The 16,638-nt window shown below is 73.8% G+C and carries 15 protein-coding genes and 1 pseudogene; 12 read left to right on the forward strand and 4 right to left on the reverse strand.

Translation table 11 applies throughout. The features are described from left to right. Window positions 1-54: 54 nt before the first annotated feature. Window positions 55-360: a helix-turn-helix transcriptional regulator gene (locus IPK37_12850; GenBank protein QQS02856.1), complete on the reverse strand. Its 306-nt coding sequence runs from the start codon at window positions 358-360 to the stop codon at window positions 55-57. Window positions 361-365: 5 nt separating this feature from the next. Next, window positions 366-725, reverse strand: a complete 360-nt coding sequence (locus IPK37_12855) for a type II toxin-antitoxin system RelE/ParE family toxin (protein QQR99858.1) — start codon at window positions 723-725, stop codon at window positions 366-368. 215 nt (window positions 726-940) lie between these two features. Between IPK37_12855 and alr the strand changes: the two genes are divergently transcribed. The 8 genes and pseudogenes from alr to menD all read left to right on the forward strand — a co-directional run bounded on the left by alr (window position 941) and on the right by menD (window position 9,816). Next, a complete protein-coding gene (alr, locus tag IPK37_12860) occupies window positions 941-2,242 on the forward strand; it encodes an alanine racemase (protein QQR99859.1) in 1,302 nt (433 codons plus the stop codon). Next, the gene (locus tag IPK37_12865) at window positions 2,239-3,471 is read left to right on the forward strand and encodes an alpha/beta hydrolase (protein QQR99860.1); all 1,233 of its coding nucleotides are present in this window, start codon (window positions 2,239-2,241) and stop codon (window positions 3,469-3,471) included. The genes alr and IPK37_12865 overlap by 4 nt, the downstream gene beginning before the upstream one ends. A gap of 101 nt (window positions 3,472-3,572) precedes the next feature. Further along, window positions 3,573-3,947 (forward strand): annotated as a pseudogene (gene tsaE, locus IPK37_12870) (tRNA (adenosine(37)-N6)-threonylcarbamoyltransferase complex ATPase subunit type 1 TsaE). 557 nt (window positions 3,948-4,504) lie between these two features. After that, window positions 4,505-5,200, forward strand: coding sequence for a tRNA (adenosine(37)-N6)-threonylcarbamoyltransferase complex dimerization subunit type 1 TsaB (gene tsaB, locus IPK37_12875; protein ID QQR99861.1), 696 nt, complete (start codon window positions 4,505-4,507; stop codon window positions 5,198-5,200). 40 nt (window positions 5,201-5,240) lie between these two features. Then, on the forward strand, window positions 5,241-5,735 hold the full coding sequence (locus IPK37_12880) for a GNAT family N-acetyltransferase (protein ID QQR99862.1): 495 nt from the start codon (window positions 5,241-5,243) through the stop codon (window positions 5,733-5,735). Between the two features lie 8 nt (window positions 5,736-5,743). Further along, window positions 5,744-6,841, forward strand: coding sequence for a tRNA (adenosine(37)-N6)-threonylcarbamoyltransferase complex transferase subunit TsaD (gene tsaD / locus IPK37_12885; GenBank protein ID QQS02857.1), 1,098 nt, complete (start codon window positions 5,744-5,746; stop codon window positions 6,839-6,841). A gap of 168 nt (window positions 6,842-7,009) precedes the next feature. Then, complete coding sequence (locus tag IPK37_12890; protein QQR99863.1) at window positions 7,010-7,924, forward strand: hypothetical protein; 915 nt, start codon at window positions 7,010-7,012, stop codon at window positions 7,922-7,924. Then, window positions 7,921-9,816 (forward strand): 2-succinyl-5-enolpyruvyl-6-hydroxy-3-cyclohexene-1-carboxylic-acid synthase, encoded by a 1,896-nt coding sequence (gene menD / locus IPK37_12895; GenBank protein ID QQR99864.1) that lies wholly within the window; start codon window positions 7,921-7,923, stop codon window positions 9,814-9,816. Before IPK37_12890 ends, menD begins: the two co-directional genes overlap by 4 nt. Window positions 9,817-9,959: 143 nt before the next feature. On the opposite strand, the gene IPK37_12900 is transcribed toward menD, so the two are convergent. Beyond that, on the reverse strand, window positions 9,960-11,549 hold the full coding sequence (locus tag IPK37_12900; protein ID QQR99865.1) for a beta-glucosidase: 1,590 nt from the start codon (window positions 11,547-11,549) through the stop codon (window positions 9,960-9,962). 206 nt (window positions 11,550-11,755) lie between these two features. Here IPK37_12900 and IPK37_12905 point away from each other — a divergent pair, with 206 nt between their 5' ends. Then, complete coding sequence (locus IPK37_12905; GenBank protein ID QQS02858.1) at window positions 11,756-12,223, forward strand: GNAT family N-acetyltransferase; 468 nt, start codon at window positions 11,756-11,758, stop codon at window positions 12,221-12,223. Between the two features lie 183 nt (window positions 12,224-12,406). Here the strand turns inward: IPK37_12905 and IPK37_12910 are convergent, their stop codons facing one another. After that, window positions 12,407-13,792: a chorismate-binding protein gene (locus IPK37_12910; protein QQR99866.1), complete on the reverse strand. Its 1,386-nt coding sequence runs from the start codon at window positions 13,790-13,792 to the stop codon at window positions 12,407-12,409. Between the two features lie 143 nt (window positions 13,793-13,935). Between IPK37_12910 and IPK37_12915 the strand changes: the two genes are divergently transcribed. The 3 genes from IPK37_12915 to IPK37_12925 all read left to right on the forward strand — a co-directional run bounded on the left by IPK37_12915 (window position 13,936) and on the right by IPK37_12925 (window position 16,638). Further along, window positions 13,936-14,628: a demethylmenaquinone methyltransferase gene (locus IPK37_12915; protein ID QQR99867.1), complete on the forward strand. Its 693-nt coding sequence runs from the start codon at window positions 13,936-13,938 to the stop codon at window positions 14,626-14,628. 118 nt (window positions 14,629-14,746) lie between these two features. Continuing rightward, a complete protein-coding gene (locus IPK37_12920; GenBank protein ID QQR99868.1) occupies window positions 14,747-16,120 on the forward strand; it encodes a geranylgeranyl reductase family protein in 1,374 nt (457 codons plus the stop codon). A gap of 155 nt (window positions 16,121-16,275) precedes the next feature. Next, a complete protein-coding gene (locus IPK37_12925) occupies window positions 16,276-16,638 on the forward strand; it encodes an NADH-quinone oxidoreductase subunit A (GenBank protein ID QQS02859.1) in 363 nt (120 codons plus the stop codon).

Here is a 16,638-nt window from a genome sequence, read left to right on the forward strand (position 1 = left end):
GGCGGCTCCGAGGGCGTTGCAGCTGGCGCAGCGGGGCAATAGGCGTGGTGCGCGTCATGCCACCTGTACGCGTTGGTCGCCGAGGACATACTCGATGGACATGGAGCCGCCGACAGCTTCGAGATAGCCGCGGATGGTGCTGACCTTCGCGTTGTCGAGGTCGCCATTTTCGATCTTGGAGACCTGGCGCTGGCCGACACCGATGCGCTCAGCGAGCTGTGCCTGCGTCAGGCCAGCCTGTTCGCGCAGCTCACGGAGTCTGTATGCCCGGACCTCAGCGAGCAGGCGCTCCTTGTGTGCCTCGACGAGTACCCGGTCCACTGGCCGCTCGGCCAGAAGGTCCTTAATCGTCCTTGTCATCGTGGTCACCCTTTCTCATCTCGTCGGAGTCGGTCGATGTGGGCGTCGAGCAGGTCGTCCGCGATTGGAATGTTTTCGGCGTACCAGCGCCTCCAGTTGCCGGTCTTGTCTCCGGCGACCAGCAGGATCGCCTGCCTTTGCGGGTCGAACGCGAACAGGATGCGCAGTTCACTGCGGCCGACGGAGCCTGGTCTGAGCTCTTTCATGTTGCGATGCCGCGACGCCGCCACTGTGTCTCCCAGCGGCCTGCCCAGGCTCGGCCCTCGGTCCTGCAGAACCTCGATTGCCGCGACCACCTGTTCCAGTGAGCGGTCGTCAAGCCCGCGAAGCCAGGGCTCCACCAGCTCGATGTCGACGATCCACACGCCACGAGTTTAGACCTCGCAAGGTCTTCGGCGCCACGCTGCCATCTCTTGGTCAGCGACAGTTGAGGATGATCGGGCACCCGGCGCCGCCGCTCGCGCGTCGGTAGGGATGGCGCGCGGCAGAGTGATCGTTGATGCACCCAGGGGCCGGGCGGCTCGCGCTGCCACGGTGGGGTGCCGCCCGCCCTGAATCGTCGCGATCTGCGCCGTGCGTGATGAATCACGTGCGCCGGGGTCGCCCCGCCTCGCCGTCCGTGCACCACCTGAGCCAGACTGGGACGGTGACCGACGAGTACGGAACGGGGGTGACGCCCCGCACCACCACCGTGAGCCTGGCCGATCCCCGCCCGACTCCGGCACGGTTGACCATCGACCTCGGTGCCATCACCACCAACACGGCGGAGCTGTGCCGCCGGGCCGGCGGCGCGCAGGTGATGGCCGTGGTCAAGGCGGACGGCTACGGTCACGGGCTCGTGCCGAGCGCCCGGGCCGCCCTCGCTGGCGGTGCCACCTGGCTGGGCACGGCCCTGCTCGGCGAGGCGCGCGACCTGCGCCGCGCCGGCGTCGGCGGCCGCGTCGTGTCGTGGCTGCACACCCCCGGGGCGCCCTTCGCGGACGCCATCCGCGCCGACATCGACCTCGCCGCCTCGGCGCCCTGGGCCCTGGACGAGATCGCCGCCGCCGCTCGCGAGGCGGGACGTACGGCGCGCGTCCACCTGAAGCTCGACACCGGCCTGGGCCGCAACGGCGCGCTGGGAGCTGGCGCCACCGAACTGATCCGCCGCGCGGCCGAACTCGATTCGGACGGAATCGTGACGATTGTCGGAGTGATGAGCCACTTCGCGTACGCCGACGCCCCCGGACACCCCACCGTGCGCGCCCAGTGGGAGACCTTCGAGGGGCACCTCGACGCGTGCGAGCGCGCCGGACTCGACGTACAGGTCCGTTCCCTCGCGAACTCCGCCGCGACGCTGACCGACCCCAACTGCGCGTACGACCTGGTGCGTCCCGGCCTGGCCGTCTACGGGCTCTCGCCGGTGCCGCAGGTGGGCGGGCCTGCGGACTTCGGCCTGCGCCCCGCGATGACCTGCTCGGCCGACCTTGCGCTCGTCAAGGAGGTCCCGGCCGGCCAGGGGCTTTCCTACGGCCACGCATACACCACGGCCGCGGCGACCCGGGTGGGCGTCGTGCCGATCGGGTACGCCGACGGGGTGCCGCGAGCGGCCAGCAACGTCGGCCCGGTGAGCGTGCTGGCCGGACCCAGGAGCGGAGCCTCGAGCACCCGAGGCACGCCCGGGACCATCGCGGGCCGGGTGTGCATGGACCAGTTCGTCCTCGACCTCGGGCCGCGCACGGATGCCCGCGAGGGCGACGAGGTGGTCCTGTTCGGCGACCCGGCGACCGGCGTACCGTCAGCGCAGGACTGGGCTGACGCGACAGACACGATCAGCTACGAGATCATCACTCGAATGAGCACCCGGCTACCCCGGGTGTTCCATGGAGAGGGGGACGCGTGAGCACGGCCGGGTCATCGGGCGGGACGCCCGTCGGCGCAATTCGCGCACTCACCGGGCTGGGCCTCGGCCTGGCGGCAGCCGGTCTGACGGCGGCCGCAGGGGCCGCGGCCGATCGCCTGAGCCGCGATCGGCGCGTCGCGCTGGCGCTGGACGCCGAGCGAGGGGTCACCCGGCGGTCGGCGTACTTCGAAACCCCCGACCACGAACAGACCGTCTGCTCCAGCGACGGCACCCCCCTGCACGTCGTCATCGACGAGCCGCGGGGCACGGCGACCGAGGACGAGTCCGGCGCGACCAAACCCACCGTCGTGTTCAGCCACGGCTACTGCCTGTCCCTGGACTGCTGGGTCTTCCAGCGGCGGGCGCTGCGCGAGGCCGGCTACCGGGTCGTGCTCTGGGACCAGCGTGGCCACGGCCTGTCTGGCACGGGCGACACCGACAGCTACCACATCGATCAGCTGGGGCGGGACCTGAAGTACGTCCTCGACGCCGTCGTCCCCGAAGGCCCGATCCTGCTCGTTGGGCACTCGATGGGCGGCATGACGATCATGGCGCTGGGCCTGGACTTCCCGCAGTACGTCAAGGAACGCGTGGTGGGCGCCGCCTTCGTCGCCACGAGCACGGGCGGGCTGTCGTCGGTGTCCTATGGGTTGGGCGCAGCCGCGGGCAAGGCCGTGCACGCGTTCGGGCCCGCGGCGGCCGGGCGGCTGGCGCGCTTCCAGGAGGCCGTCGACGGGACGGTGCGCGCCAGCAAGGACGTCATGAACTTCATCGTCGACTGGGGCTCGTTCGGGTCCCCGGTGCCGATGAGCGTGGCCGAACTGACGACCGACATGATCTTCTCCACGCGGATGGAGGTCATCTCGGCGATGATGCCGCACTTCGACCGGCACGACAAGCGCGAGGCGCTCGGGTCGTTCCGCGGCATCGAGACCCTGGTTTTCAACGGCGCCGCGGACAAGCTGACGCCGCCCTCGCACAGCGATGCGATCGTGCGGCTGCTGCCCGGCTCGGAGCACGTCGTGATCGAGGAGGCCGGGCACGTCATCATGCTCGAGCACCCAGAGATCCTGAACGAGCAGTTGCTTGCTCTGGCGGTCCGCGCCTGCCGCGCCGCGGCCGCCGGGCACTCCTCGGACGAGGCCCGCGCGCCGGTGCACTACCTCGACGTGGGTCGCCGCCGCAAGGCGCGCGAGGTCGGCCGCGGCCGGCACCTCAAGCGCGGCTGAGTCCCGCTCGGGAGGCGGCTTCTCGCGGGGCTTCGCGACGACGACGTACGCCGTACGGCGTGGCGTACCGTGACCCGGTGAGCATCGAGCTGGAAGGTCCCATCGTCCTGGCCGGCGCGAGCGACACCCAGGCCTGGGGGCGGGCGCTCGCTGCCCGGTTGCGCGCCGGCGACGTCGTGGTGTTGACGGGGGAGCTGGGCGCCGGCAAGACGACCCTGACTCAGGGGCTGGCGGAGGGACTCGGTGTCCGCGGGCCCATCACGAGCCCCACGTTCGTCATCGCGCGCGTGCATCCGTCGCTGGTCGGCGGCCCAGCGCTGGTGCACGCGGACGCCTATCGGCTGGGCGGTGCGCTGGAGCTGGACGACTTGGACCTCGACGCCTCGACGCAGGACAGCGTGACGGTCGTCGAGTGGGGCCACGGCCTGGCCGAGTCGCTGGCCGACAGCTGGCTGGAGGTCGAGCTGACCCGCGCGCTGGCCGACGAGCGACCGCTCACGACCAGCCCAAAGGGTGCCATGGCACCCAAAGCGCAGGTCACGAACGGTCATTTGGGGGCTAAAGGTCACGCAACGGTCACGACCGGTCTTCCGACCGGGGCCGCGACCGTCGGCGCCAGGGCCATGAGCGGCGACAACGACGGCGACTTCCACGGAGACGACGGGCAGACGGACGCACCGGCTGAGGATCCGCGCGTCGTCCGTCTGATCGGGCACGGACCGCGCTGGGAGGAGTAATCGGGACGACCGTTCGTGACCTGCGCAAAGGGTGCCATGGCACCCAAAGCGCAGGTCACGAACGGTCGATGTGGGCCGAAAGGTCACGTAACGGTCACGAACGGTGCTCACCGCCGGCATTCGCCCCCCACGCGCCACCGGTAGGGCTCACATCGCGACCACCGGTAGGGCGCACATCGCGACAACGTCCAACGTGGCGCCGAGTTGAGCAAGCGCAGCGCCGGAGCACGACGACCGCCCGGCTGGTGTCGTGGGCGCGTTCTGCTGGCGCCAGTGCGGTGGACTAGCCTGGGCGGGTGCTTCTGCTGGCCATCGACACCGCGACCAGCGCCATCACCGTCGCGCTCCATGACGGGGCGACGGTGGTCGCCGAGGAGACCGTCCTGGACCCACGCGGGCACGCCGAGCACCTCGCCCCGGCCCTGCGCAGGGTGCTCACTGCAGCAAGCGCCGTCCCCGCGGACGTCACGCACGTCGTGGCCGGCACGGGTCCCGGCCCCTTCACCGGCCTGCGCGTCGGACTCGTCACGGCCCGCGTGTTCGCGTGGGCGCGGGGGCTCCCGACGTACGGCGTGTGCAGCCTGGACGCGCTCGCGCACGCGGCGTACGCACACGGCCTCGACGAACCCACCCCCGGCCCGATCGCCGTGGCCACCGACGCGCGCCGCCGCGAGGTGTACTGGGCCAGCTACGAACTCGGCCCCCACCGATTGCCGGTCCGGACGGCCGGCCCGGCCGTCGCCCGCGCCGCCGACCTCCCCGAGAGCGTGCGCACCCTGCCCTGCGCCGGCCGCGGCCCCGGGCTGTACCCCGAGGCGCTCCCGCACGCCCGCGGCCCCCTCGATGTGGCCGCCGGGGCCATGGCCGACCTCGCCGTCCGTCGGCTGTCCGCGGGAATGGACCTCGACGACGCCACCCCGCGGTACCTGCGCCGCCCCGACGCCGTCCCCACGCCCGCCAAGGCCGTGACCGTCCCCCGGCCCGCCCGGTGAGCCTGCGCTGTGCGGCCAATGAGCCCTCGATGAGCCGCAAATGAGCCGCATCGTGGACGTGACCCTGCGCGAGGCCGCCTGGACCGACATCCCCGCCCTGGCCGCGCTCGACGCCCGCCTGTTCGCAGTCGACGCCTGGTCGGAGGCGACGTGGTGGGCGGAGTTCGCGGGGCGGCCGCGGCGCGCGTACGTCGTGCTGGCGGCACCCCCCTCGACCCCCGGCGACGCGACCGCAGCACCGGAGATCATCGGGTACGCCGGCGCGGACCTGGGCGGCGAGGTGGCCGACGTCATGACCGTCGCGGTGGCCCCGACCCACCGCGGCCACGGCCATGCCGGCCGCCTGCTGGCCTGGCTGGAAGAGACCGCCCGCGCCGCCGGGGCCGACCACCTGATGCTGGAGGTCCGCGCCGACAACACGGCGGCGCGCGGACTCTACGAGCGCGGCGGGTTCGGCACGATCTCCACCCGGCGCCGCTACTACCAGCCCGGCGACGTCGACGCCGTCATCATGCGAAAGGACCTGCGCGCGTGACCCCTTCGATCCGGCCGACCTCGCCCGACGGCCCCCTGGTCCTCGGCATCGAGACGAGCTGCGACGAGACCGGCGTCGGCATCGTCCGCGGCGAGACGCTGCTGGTCGACGCCGTGGCGAGCAGCGTCGAGGAACACGCCCGGTTCGGCGGGGTGGTCCCGGAAGTCGCGAGCCGCGCCCACCTGGAGGCCATGGTCCCCACGCTGGAGCGGGCCTGCCACGACGCCGGCGTACGGCTCGACGACCTCGACGCCATCGCCGTCACCGCCGGACCCGGCCTCGCGGGCGCGCTGCTCGTGGGCGCCGCCGCCGCCAAATCGCTCGCCGTCGCGCTGGGCAAGCCGCTGTACGGGGTCAACCACCTCGCCGGCCACGTCGCCGTCGACGTCGTCGAGCACGGCCCGCTGCCCGAGCCGACGATGGCCCTGCTCGTCTCCGGGGGGCATTCCAGCCTGCTGCTCGTCCCCGATGTGACCGCCGACATCACGAGCCTCGGCAGCACGATCGACGACGCGGCGGGGGAGGCCTTCGACAAGGTCGCCCGCGTGCTCGGGCTGCCGTTCCCCGGCGGTCCGTGGGTCGACCGGGCCGCGCGCGGAGCCGAAGGGGTGCCCGGCGTGGACCCGGCGGGCGGGCCGGGGCAGACGGCGTACGTCGAGTTCCCCCGCGGCTTGACCAGCGGCCGGGACATGGAGCGGCACCGGTACGACTTCAGCTTCTCCGGCCTGAAGACCGCCGTCGCCCGGTGGGTCGAGGCGCGCCAGCGGGCGGGCGAGCCCGTGCCCGTCGCCGACGTCGCGGCCAGCTTCCAGGAGGCGGTGACCGACGTGCTGACCCGCAAGGCGGTCCTCGCCTGCCGGGAGAACGGCGTCGAGGACCTGCTGATCGGCGGCGGCGTGGCGGCGAATTCCCGGCTGCGGGCCATGGCGGCCGATCGCTGCGCGGCGGCCGGGATCCGGCTGCGGGTGCCGCGTCCCGGCCTGTGCACGGACAACGGCGCGATGATCGCCGCGCTGGGGGCGCAGCTGGTGGCGCGCGGCCGCACGCCGTCCGACCTCGGACTCCCCGCCGACTCCTCGATGCCCGTGACGCTGGTGCAGTCGTGACTCCCCTGGCCGGGCAGGCCGCCGCTCCCGGCGAGTCCCTGGGTGTGTCGGCTCTCGTCCTGGCGGGTGAGCACCCGTGCTCATAAGAGCCCACTCGCCCCGAGACGAGTCAACTCACGTCAGGGTGCCCGGTCGGCGCCCCCCAGAGGCATGCCAGGCTGGGCGCTCATGAGCGGACGCGTGCTGGTCGCGGGCGGGGTGGCCGTGGAGCGGATCGTGGAGTATCACTTCCTGCCCCGCCCCGCCGCCCTGCGCATCGCGCACACGCTCGGGGCGTCGGTGGCCGGCACCGGGGCCCTTGCCGCGGTCGCCGCGGCCGCCGCCGGAGCCACCGTCCGGTGCGTGGCCACGGTCGGCTCCGATGCGGCCGGCCGCGCCATCCGCGACCGGCTCGCTCGGGCCGACGTCGACGTCACCACCGTCCGGCCCACGCCGGGCGAGTCCGCCCGCCTGCTGCGGTCGCTGCCCGCCGGGGCCGGCGGCGAGGAGAGCATCCTCCTGCCCGGCGCCGACGCCGGCGAGGGGGTCTTCGCCGACGTCGCGGCGCTCGACGGCTTCCAGCCGGGCGACGTGCTGCTGCTCGACTGGTCCTCCCTGCCCCGGGCGATGGTGCTGATCGACGCGGCGTACGCCCGGGACCTGCAGATCGTCGCCCTGCTCACGCCGTACCCGCCCACGCTCACCGACGCCGACCTCGGGCGCGTCGACGTCGTGATCCTCGACCAGGCGGGCGCGGCCGCGATGGCGGACGGCGGCTACCTGCCCGCGTCCCTGTGCGTCATCGTCGGCGACGCGGGGCTGTCGTGGGACGGGCAGACGATCGTCGCGCCCGGCGGGTCGGTGCCGTCCGGCCCGCTGCCGACCGGGTTCACCCCGCGCGGGTTCGCGGTGCCGGGTCCGGCGCCCGAGGTGGGCTGGCCGGCGCAGGGGTACGCCGTGCTCGCCGGGACGATCGCCGCTCGGCTGGCCCTGGGGGACGACCGGCCGGAGGCGGGTCTCGCCGGCTTGGAGGCGGCCGCGACCGTGGGCAAGCGGCCGATTCCCTACCCCGACCTGCGACTTCACGAGGGGGACCTGGGGTGAATCCGGCGGAGGCGCTCGCCACGGTGCTGGTCGACGAGCTGGTCCGGCTCGGTTGCCGGCACGCCGTGCTGTGCCCGGGTTCGCGGTCGGCGCCGCTCGCCTACGCGCTCGCGGACGCCGATGCCACGGGGCGGCTCACGCTGCACGTCCGCGTCGACGAGCGGTCCGCGGCCTTCCTCGCGCTGGGGCTGGGGAAGGCGACGGGCACGCCGGTGCCGGTCGTGACGACCTCCGGTACGGCGGTCGCCGAGCTCCATCCGGCGGTTCTAGAGGCGAGCCACGGCCGGGTACCCCTCCTCCTGCTCACCGCCGACCGGCCCCCCGAGCTGCGCGGTACCGAGGCCAACCAGACCACCGATCAGGTGAAGATCTTCGGCGGGGCGGTGCGCTGGCAGCACGACCTCGGTACGCCGGAGCCCGGTGCCGCCCGGCAGGCGTCGTGGCGTACGGCCATTGACCGGGCCTGGGCCGCGGCGCTGGGCGACCTCCGCGGGGAGCCGGGGCCGGTACACCTCAACGTCCCCCTGCGCGAGCCGCTGGCCCCCGACCTGGGCGCCGAGCTGGCCGCCGCGCCGAGTGGTGGCGGGCCGGTCACCGCTGCGCCCGGGCCGCGGGCCGACGTCGCTCCGGAGTCGTTCGCCGGCCGCCCGGACGGCGGGCCCTGGACCCGCACCTCGTCGCCGGCCAGGCCCCCGTGGTGGTCGGCCCGCGCGACGACCGGCGTCGATCCCGTCGCGGACGTCCCGCGCACCCTCGTCGTCCTCGGCGACCTCGACGCGCCGCCCGCCACCCGACAGGTGCTGCGCCTGGCGCAGGAACACCGCTGGCCGGTGCTCGCCGAGCCATTCGGGCGCCGAGACGCGGGCGAACCGCTCCCGCACGCGCCCCTCGTGGCCGCCGTGCCCGGACTGCTCGCGCACCTCGCGCCGGAGCGGATCCTCGTCGTCGGCCGGCTGTCCCTGACCCGCGCCCTCGCGGGGCTGCTGCGCGAACATGCGGCCCGGCCCGGCGGGGGAGACGTCGAGCTGGTCACCCGGCGTACCGTCTGGCCCGACCCCGCGCACCTCCTCACCCGCGTGCTCCCCTACGCCGCGCTCGTCGGCCGGGGAAACGTCGGCATCGAGACGGTGCGGGGCGGCGCGGACCAGGAGTGGTACCGCGCCTGGCAACGCCTCGGCCATGAGGTCGCGCGCGCCGTGGAGCCGGCGCTGGCCTGGGCCCATGCGGGGACCGCGGAGGGGCCAGCCGCCCAGCCGCCGCCCTCTCCGTCACCACCACTGCCGCCCACCGGGCCGGCCCTGGCCCGTGCGGTGTTGGCGGCCCTGCCGGCGCGATCGCGGCTGTTCGTGGGGTCCAGCAACGCCGCCCGCGACGTCGACATCGCCCGCGTCGGCGACGCCGTCGAGGTCGTGGGCAGCCGGGGGCTGGCCGGCATCGACGGCTGCGTGTCCACCGCCGCCGGGATGGCGCTCGCGGGGGACGCCCCGACGTACGCGCTCGTCGGCGACCTCACCTTCCTGCACGACACCAACGCCCTGCTCATCGGACCGGGCGAGCCGCGGCCGGACCTCACGATCGTCGTCGCCAACGACGACGGCGGGGGGATCTTCGCGACGCTGGAGTACGGCGAGCCCGGCCGAGAACGCCATCACGAGCGGATCTTCGCCACCCCGACCGGCACGGACCTGGCGGCCCTGGCCGCCTCCCACGGCGTACCGCATCAGCGCGTTACCTCGGCTGCCGAGCTGGCCGCCGCGCTCGGAACCCCGCCGCGCGGCCTGCGGGTCGTCGAGGTCCCGATCGCGCGAGGCAGCCACCGGGCGACGTACGACGCGCTGCGCGCCGCCGCCGCGGGCGCGAGCCCTTGGTCCCAGGGACGCGCCGACTCATAGCGCGTCGCGCGCTCTGAGTTCCTCGAATGTCTCAACGACCGTTCGTGACCTGCACAAAGGGTGCCATGGCACCAAACATGCAGGTCGTGAGCGGTCGGCCTGTGGATAAGTCGTGCGTGGGCGGGGAGGCCCCGCCCGCACGATCACAGATCGACTCGTCCCGAGGGCGCGGACTCCGGCGGGGGCGTCGGGGACGGGCCGCCCGGCCAGCGTCCGCGGGGCGCGGCGGGCGCGGAACGAAAGCCGCGGTACGCCGGGGGAGCTGCCGGCAGGCGCCGCGTACGGGCCACCTCGGTGTACCAGCTGGCGGACCGCTTCGGCGTCCGCTTGCCGGTCCCGAAGTCGACGTGCACCAGCCCGAACCGGGGCCGGTAGCCGCAGGACCACTCGTAGTTGTCCAGCAGGGACCACGCGAAGTACCCCTGCACCGGCACCCCGGCCCGTCGTACGGCCGCCACCTGGACCAGGTGATCGTGCAGGTAGCGGACCCGGTCGACGTCGTCCAACTGGCGCTCGGGGGCCAGCACGGTGCCGGGCTCGTCGCCCGTGGCGGTGCCGTTCTCGGTGACCACGATCGGTAGCCCGGTGCGCCAATGGGTGGCGTGGATCAGCCGGCTCAGTCCCTTCGGCTCCACCCACCAGCCCATCTCCGTGCGCGGCGCGTCGGCGGGCGGCGCGACCTCATCCGCAGCGATGTCCTGCCAGCGGCCGAACAGCGAGGCCGCGATGGGTCGACGCGGGGCGACCAGGCGCGGGAAGTAGTAGTTCACCCCGGTGAAATCCACGGGCGTCGCGGCGATCTCGGTGTCCCCGGGGCGCACCCAGTCCCAGTCGCCGATCGGCCGGGCGAGCTCGACGAGCTCCTCCGAGTAGCGGCCGTCCATGAGCGGCCCGAGCCAGATCTCGTTGTGTACGAGATCGGCGAGCCGGGCCGCCTCCTGGTGCGCGTGATCCGGGGCCGCAGGCAGGTTGACGGCCAGGTTCAGCGCGGTGCCGATGCGCCGGGCGCCGTGCGCGCGCAGCCGCTGCACCGCCAGCCCGTGCGCGAGATTGAGGTGGTGGGCCACCCGGAACGCGGCCCGGGTGTCCCGCAGCCCCGGCGCGTGCACCCCCGCGTCATGGCCGAGGAACGCGATGCACTCCGGCTCGTTGATCGGGATCCAGGCGTCCACCAGGTCGCCGAGGCGGCCGGCGGCGAGGTCGACGTACGCCTCGAACGCCGCCACCGTCTCCCGGTTGCGCCAGCCCCCGGCGTCCTCCAGGGCCTGGGGAAGATCCCAGTGGTAGAGGGTGACGTACGTCGCGATCCCCGCGTCCTTGCACGCCTTCAGCAGCGAGCGGTAGAAGACGACGCCCTCGCCGTTGACCTCGCCCCGCCCGGTCGGCAGCAGCCGCGGCCAGGACAGCGACAGCCGGTAGCACTGCAGATTCATGTCCCGCATGAGCTGGACGTCCTCCCGGAACCGGGCGACGTGGTCGCAGGCGATGTCGGCGGTCTCGCCGCGCTCGATGCGATCAGGCAGCCGGGCGAAGCTGTCCCAGATCGACGGGCCGCGCGTCGCGATCGCGCCCTCGATCTGGTGACTCGACGTCGCCGCCCCCAGCAGCAGGTCGGCCGGGAAGTCGACCTCGTCCCGCTCCGGGGCATCCACCACCCCGGGGTCGAACCGAGCGTCGGACGGGCTGGGGGACAAGTCGGCCGGGCCGGGGGATAACGGGTCGAGCTGCGCCATGGGAGCACTCTGCCGCCCGGCGCCCCGCCCACCAAACACCGAATGTGGCACGGCGAAACGTGTTTGACGCCGGGGCCGTCGGCGGGTGGGCTGGGAGGGTGCGCCACGCGACCGCTCCGCCGACGATCCGGCCTGCCCGCCCGGGCGACCTCGTCCTCCTGCCTGCCATCGAGGCCAGCGGCGACAGTCAGTTTCGGCTGTTGGCGATGGACGTGGTCGCGGACGCGGCCCCGTCGCCGGCGGGTGCGTACGCCGAGGCTGCCGCCGCCGGTCGGGTCTGGGTGGCCGTCGACGCCGAGGATGCGCCGGTGGGCTTCGCCCGGGTCGAGATCGTGGACGGTACGCCGCACCTGGAGCAGCTCAGCGTCGCCCCGGGGCACCAGCGTCGGGGTGTGGGTGCCGGTCTGCTCGGGGCCGCCGCGGCGTGGACTCGGGCCCACGGACACCAGCAGATGACGCTGCGGACGTTCCGGGATGTTCCGTTCAACGGCCCGTACTACGCCCGGCTCGGCTGGCGGGTGCTGCCCGACGCGCTCGCCGGGCCCGAATTGGCAGCCCTGCGCCGGAACGAGGAGCGCCACGGGCTGCTGCGCTGGCCGCGTCAGGCGATGGTCCTCGACCTCGGCTCGGAACCATCCGAGCGCGACGCGGCGCCCAGCCCCGCTTCGCGGTGACGAGCTGCGTCAAAAACCACGACCCGGCCCGTCGCCAACGATGGCGTCTGGCGCGTAGCGGGCAGCCGCACGGCTGCTGACGGTGCGCAGCGACCGAACCTCTACCAAATCGCCCGCCCCACGCCCGCCTGCGAGACCGCCACCTGGGGTTTTGTCGCCCGCGGTTCTCGATGTGGTAGCGGTTCAGTCGTCGCTCGGGCCGGCGAGCGGGCCCGCGGCCAGCGCGGACCGCATCGGCACAAGCTTCGCGGCGGATTCGGCCAGCTCGGCCGCCGGGTCGGAGCCGGCCACGATCCCGCAGCCCGCGAACAGCCGCACCCGGCGTGGGTCGTCGGCGTCCAGTTCGCCGCAGCGCAGCGCGATACCCCACTCGCCGTCGCCGGACGCGTCGACCCAGCCCACCGGGCCCGCGTACCGCCGTCGATCCATCCCCTCCAGCTCGTCGATGACCCGGGCGGCCACGTCGCGTGGCGTGCCGCACACGGCGGCCGACGGGTGCAGCGCCGCCGCCAGCGTGATCGAGGTCGCGCCGTTCGTGAGCCGGCCGGTCACGTCCGTGGCCAGGTGCATCACGTTGGGCAGGTGCAGCACGAACGGCGCCTCGGGCAGGTTCATCGACGTGCAGTGCGGCGCCAGCGCGTCGGCCACCGACCGCACGGCGTACTCGTGTTCCTCCAAGTCCTTGCTGCTGCGCGCCAGGGAGCCGGCGAGGGCCAGGTCGCGCTCGTCGTCGCCGGTGCGGCGGATGGTGCCGGCCAGCACGCGCGACGTGACCAGCCCGCGTTCCAGGCGGCAGAGCATCTCCGGCGTCGCGCCCACCAGCCCGTCCACGGCGAAGACCCACGTGTTCTCGTACTCCGCCGCCAGCCGCCGCAGCAGCCACCGCGGGTCGACGACGTCGGCCGCCTCGGCGTACAGGTCCCGGGCCAGCACCACCTTGTCCAGCTCGCCGGCGCCGATCCGCGCGACCGCGTCCGCCACCGCGGACTGCCACGCCGGGCCCGACCGGGCGCCGTCGGAGAAGGCGACCTCCCCGGGCGAGCGGAGCTCGGACTCACCGCCGCCGGCCTGGGCCCACAGCGCGTCGTGCGCGCGGGTCACCGCGTCCAGCGTCACTGTCTCGCCGCTGCCGCCGGGGCCGGCCACCGCGTCCGCGTCGACGATGGTGGTCACGCAAGCCCGGCCCGCGCAGCGGCTCACCACGATCTCGGGCACGCGCAGCACCCCGCCGGCGGGGGAGTGGGGGGAGAACGCGAACGAGCCGAACGCGACCAGCCCCTCGACCGCCGCGCCCGCGGCGGCCACGACCGCCCGCCACCACGCCTCCGCCTCGGCGAACCGGTCCGGGCCCTCGGTGCGGATCTGCGCCGCACAGCCCCAGCCGATCCGCCCGTCGCCACGGCGTACCCACGCGGCGGCATCGCCGGGACCGGTCGTCGGCAGGAGCGAGAGCAGGTCGGGAGCGGCGGCCAGGGCGCGGGTGCGAACGGAAAGGCGCGGGATCGTCGCCGAATCCGGGACGATCCCGCTGGTCGCGGGGGTGGGGCCGAGGATGGTGATGTCGTGCATGTCGGCCTCCAGCGTACGGCGTAGCGGGCGGCGCGGCGCACCGAGCACCGGCACCGCCCCGCACCGCCGGACCCCGGCGCGGCCCGCGCCCTCACCCCGGCGCGACCCGCGCCCGCGCGGCCCCGTCTGCGAGGATGACCGACGTGATCCGTGCCGGCCTCGACAAGCAGCCTCGCGACGTCGCCTCGATGTTCGACGACGTGGCGACGAAGTACGACCTGATGAACACGCTGATGACCGCGGGCATCGACCGGCGCTGGCGGGCGGCGATGGTCGCGGCGGTCGACGCCCGGCCCGGGCAGCGCGTCCTCGACATCGCGGCCGGCACCGGCGTCTCTTCGCTGACCTTCCACCGTGCGGGGGTCCAGGTGGTCTCGGCGGACTTCTCCCTGGGCATGCTCCGGGCCGGCAGCCGCAAGAACCCGCAGCTCGCGTTCGTCGCGGCGGACGCGACCCGGCTTCCGTTCGCCGACGACTCGTTCGACGCCGTGACGATGTCCTACGGGCTGCGCAACGTCCGCGACTACCCGGCGGCGCTCGCGGAGTTCGCGCGGGTCACCCGCCCCGGCGGGCGGCTGGTCGTCAACGAGTTCTCGCGCCCGGTGAACCCCACCTTCCGGCGCGCGTACGTCGAATACCTCATGGCCGCCATCCCGGCGATGGCCCGCCGGTTCAGCTCCAACCCGGACTCCTACGTCTATCTCGCCGAGTCGATCCAGGCGTGGCCCGACCAGCGCGAGCTGGCCGCCGCGATCCGCGCCGCGGGCTGGTCCGACGTGCAGTGGCGCAACCTCGCCGGCGGCATCGTGGCCCTGCACCGCGCGCGGCGGGCGTAGCGCCGGGACCGCCCCCGACGTCCGGTAGGGTCGAGGCGTTTGCGTCGCCGGTCCACACCAGGGCCGCCGCACACGCCGCTCGCCACAAGCAAGCACCCAAGCACCACGGAAGGACGCCGTGTCTCAGCCCGCGTCAGCTCAGGAGGGTCCCGCTGCCGGGGCTCCACCGACCCGGGAGTCCGCCGACGTCATCGTGGTCGGAGCCGGTCCCGGGGGCTCGGCCACGGCGGCGTACCTGGCGATGGCCGGCCTCGACGTCCTGCTGTTGGAGAAGGCCCGGTTCCCCCGCGACAAGATCTGCGGCGACGGACTGACCCCGCGCGCGGTCCGCGAGCTCGCCCAGCTCGGCGTACCGACCCGCGAAGAGGACGGCTGGATCCGCAACAAGGGCCTGCGCATCGTCGGCGGCGGTCACCGCTTCCAGCTCGACTGGCCGCAGACCGCGCACTTCCCGCCGTACGGCATGGTCCGCAAGCGCGCCGAGCTCGACGAGATCCTCGCGCGGTACGGCGCAGCCAAGGGCGCTCGCCTACTCGAGGGCGTCAACGTCACCGGCGCGATCCGCGCGGAGGGGGGCGCCCGCCCCGGCCGCGTCACGGGCGTGACGGCCAAGCTGATGGGCCCGGACGGCAAGGCCACCGGCGAGACCGCGACCTACACCGCCCCCGTGGTGGTGGCGGCCGACGGGGTGTCCTCCCGGCTGGCCACGGCCGTGGGCCGCGAGAAGCGCGCCGACCGGCCGATGGGCGTCGCCGTCCGCACCTACTACGAATCGCCGGTGCGCAGCGACGACGACTACATGGAGTCCTGGCTGGAGCTGTGGGTCCCCGAGAACCCGCAGGACGACCCGAGCGACCCGGCCACGAAGAAGATCCTGCTGCCGGGCTACGGCTGGCTGTTCGCCTGCGGCGACGGTACGGCGAACGTGGGCCTGGGCATGCTCGACACCTCGCCGGCCTTCGGGCAGGTCGACTACCGCGACGTCATGCGCCGCTGGGTCGCGACGCTGCCGGCCGACTGGACGCTGCGTCCCGAGACCATGACCGCGCCCATCCGCGGCGCGGCGCTCCCCATGGCGTTCAACCGCCAGCCGCTGTACGCCGACGGGCTGCTGCTGGTCGGGGACGCCGGCGGCATGGTGAACCCGTTCAACGGCGAGGGCATCGACTACGCGCTGGAGGCGGGCCGGACCGCCGCCGAGATCATCGTGCAGGCCCGGGCGCGCGCCGACGACGCGGGCCGGGAGCGCGTGCTCGCGTCGTACCACACCGTGATGAAGGACCACCTCGGCGGCTATTACACGCTGGGTCGCGGGTTCGCGGCGCTGATCGGCAAGCCGGAGGTGATGCGGCTGTGCGTGAAGTACGGACTGCCGATCACCCCCCTGATGCGCGTGCTCCTCAAGACCATGGCCAACCTGGCCGAGCCCCGGGGCGGGCGGCTCGACGACCGGTTCATCGCCGCGTTGTCCCGGCTGGCTCCTTCGGCCTAACCAGCGATGGGATTCATTAGGATGACGACGGGTCGCGCCCCCGGAGCGCCTGCGCCACAGGCCGACCGCCTCGCGACAGACCGCCGCGAGACGCACCACCGGACGAACCTGACTCAGCACCGCAGCACCAGCCACCGAAAGGGGAGCGCGTCGTGATGACCAGCCCCTATCTGCCGATCCTGTTCTTCTTCGCCTGTGGCATCGGGTTCGCCGCCGCGTCGGTCCTGGCCTTCGAGTTCGTCGGGCCCCGGCGCTACAACAAGGTGAAGCTGGACGCCTACGAGTGCGGCATTCAACCCTCGCCCCAGGCGGACGCGGGCGGGCGCATCCCGGTGAAGTACTACACGACCGCGATGCTCTTCATCATCTTCGACGTCGAGTCGATCTTCCTCTTCCCGTTCGCGGTCGGATTCGACCGCCTCGGGCTGTTCGCGCTGGTCGAGATGGTGCTCTTCGTGCTGACGGTGTTCATCGCCTACGCCTACGTGTGGCGTCGCGGCGGATTGGAGTGGGACTGA

This window comes from Austwickia sp., assembly GCA_016699675.1.
Classification (GTDB): Bacteria; Actinomycetota; Actinomycetes; order Actinomycetales; family Dermatophilaceae; genus Austwickia.

Bases quoted from the DNA above. Each gene is read 5' to 3' on its own strand.
- IPK37_12850 (QQS02856.1), bottom strand. From the start codon at position 360: ATGACAAGGACGATTAAGGACCTTCTGGCCGAGCGGCCAGTGGACCGG.
- alr (QQR99859.1), top strand. From the start codon at position 941: ATGAATCACGTGCGCCGGGGTCGCCCCGCCTCGCCGTCCGTGCACCAC.
- IPK37_12880 (QQR99862.1), top strand. From the start codon at position 5,241: ATGAGCCGCATCGTGGACGTGACCCTGCGCGAGGCCGCCTGGACCGAC.
- IPK37_12890 (QQR99863.1), top strand. From the start codon at position 7,010: ATGAGCGGACGCGTGCTGGTCGCGGGCGGGGTGGCCGTGGAGCGGATC.
- IPK37_12900 (QQR99865.1), bottom strand. From the start codon at position 11,549: ATGGCGCAGCTCGACCCGTTATCCCCCGGCCCGGCCGACTTGTCCCCC.
- IPK37_12905 (QQS02858.1), top strand. From the start codon at position 11,756: ATGGACGTGGTCGCGGACGCGGCCCCGTCGCCGGCGGGTGCGTACGCC.
- IPK37_12910 (QQR99866.1), bottom strand. From the start codon at position 13,792: ATGCACGACATCACCATCCTCGGCCCCACCCCCGCGACCAGCGGGATC.
- IPK37_12925 (QQS02859.1), top strand. From the start codon at position 16,276: ATGACCAGCCCCTATCTGCCGATCCTGTTCTTCTTCGCCTGTGGCATC.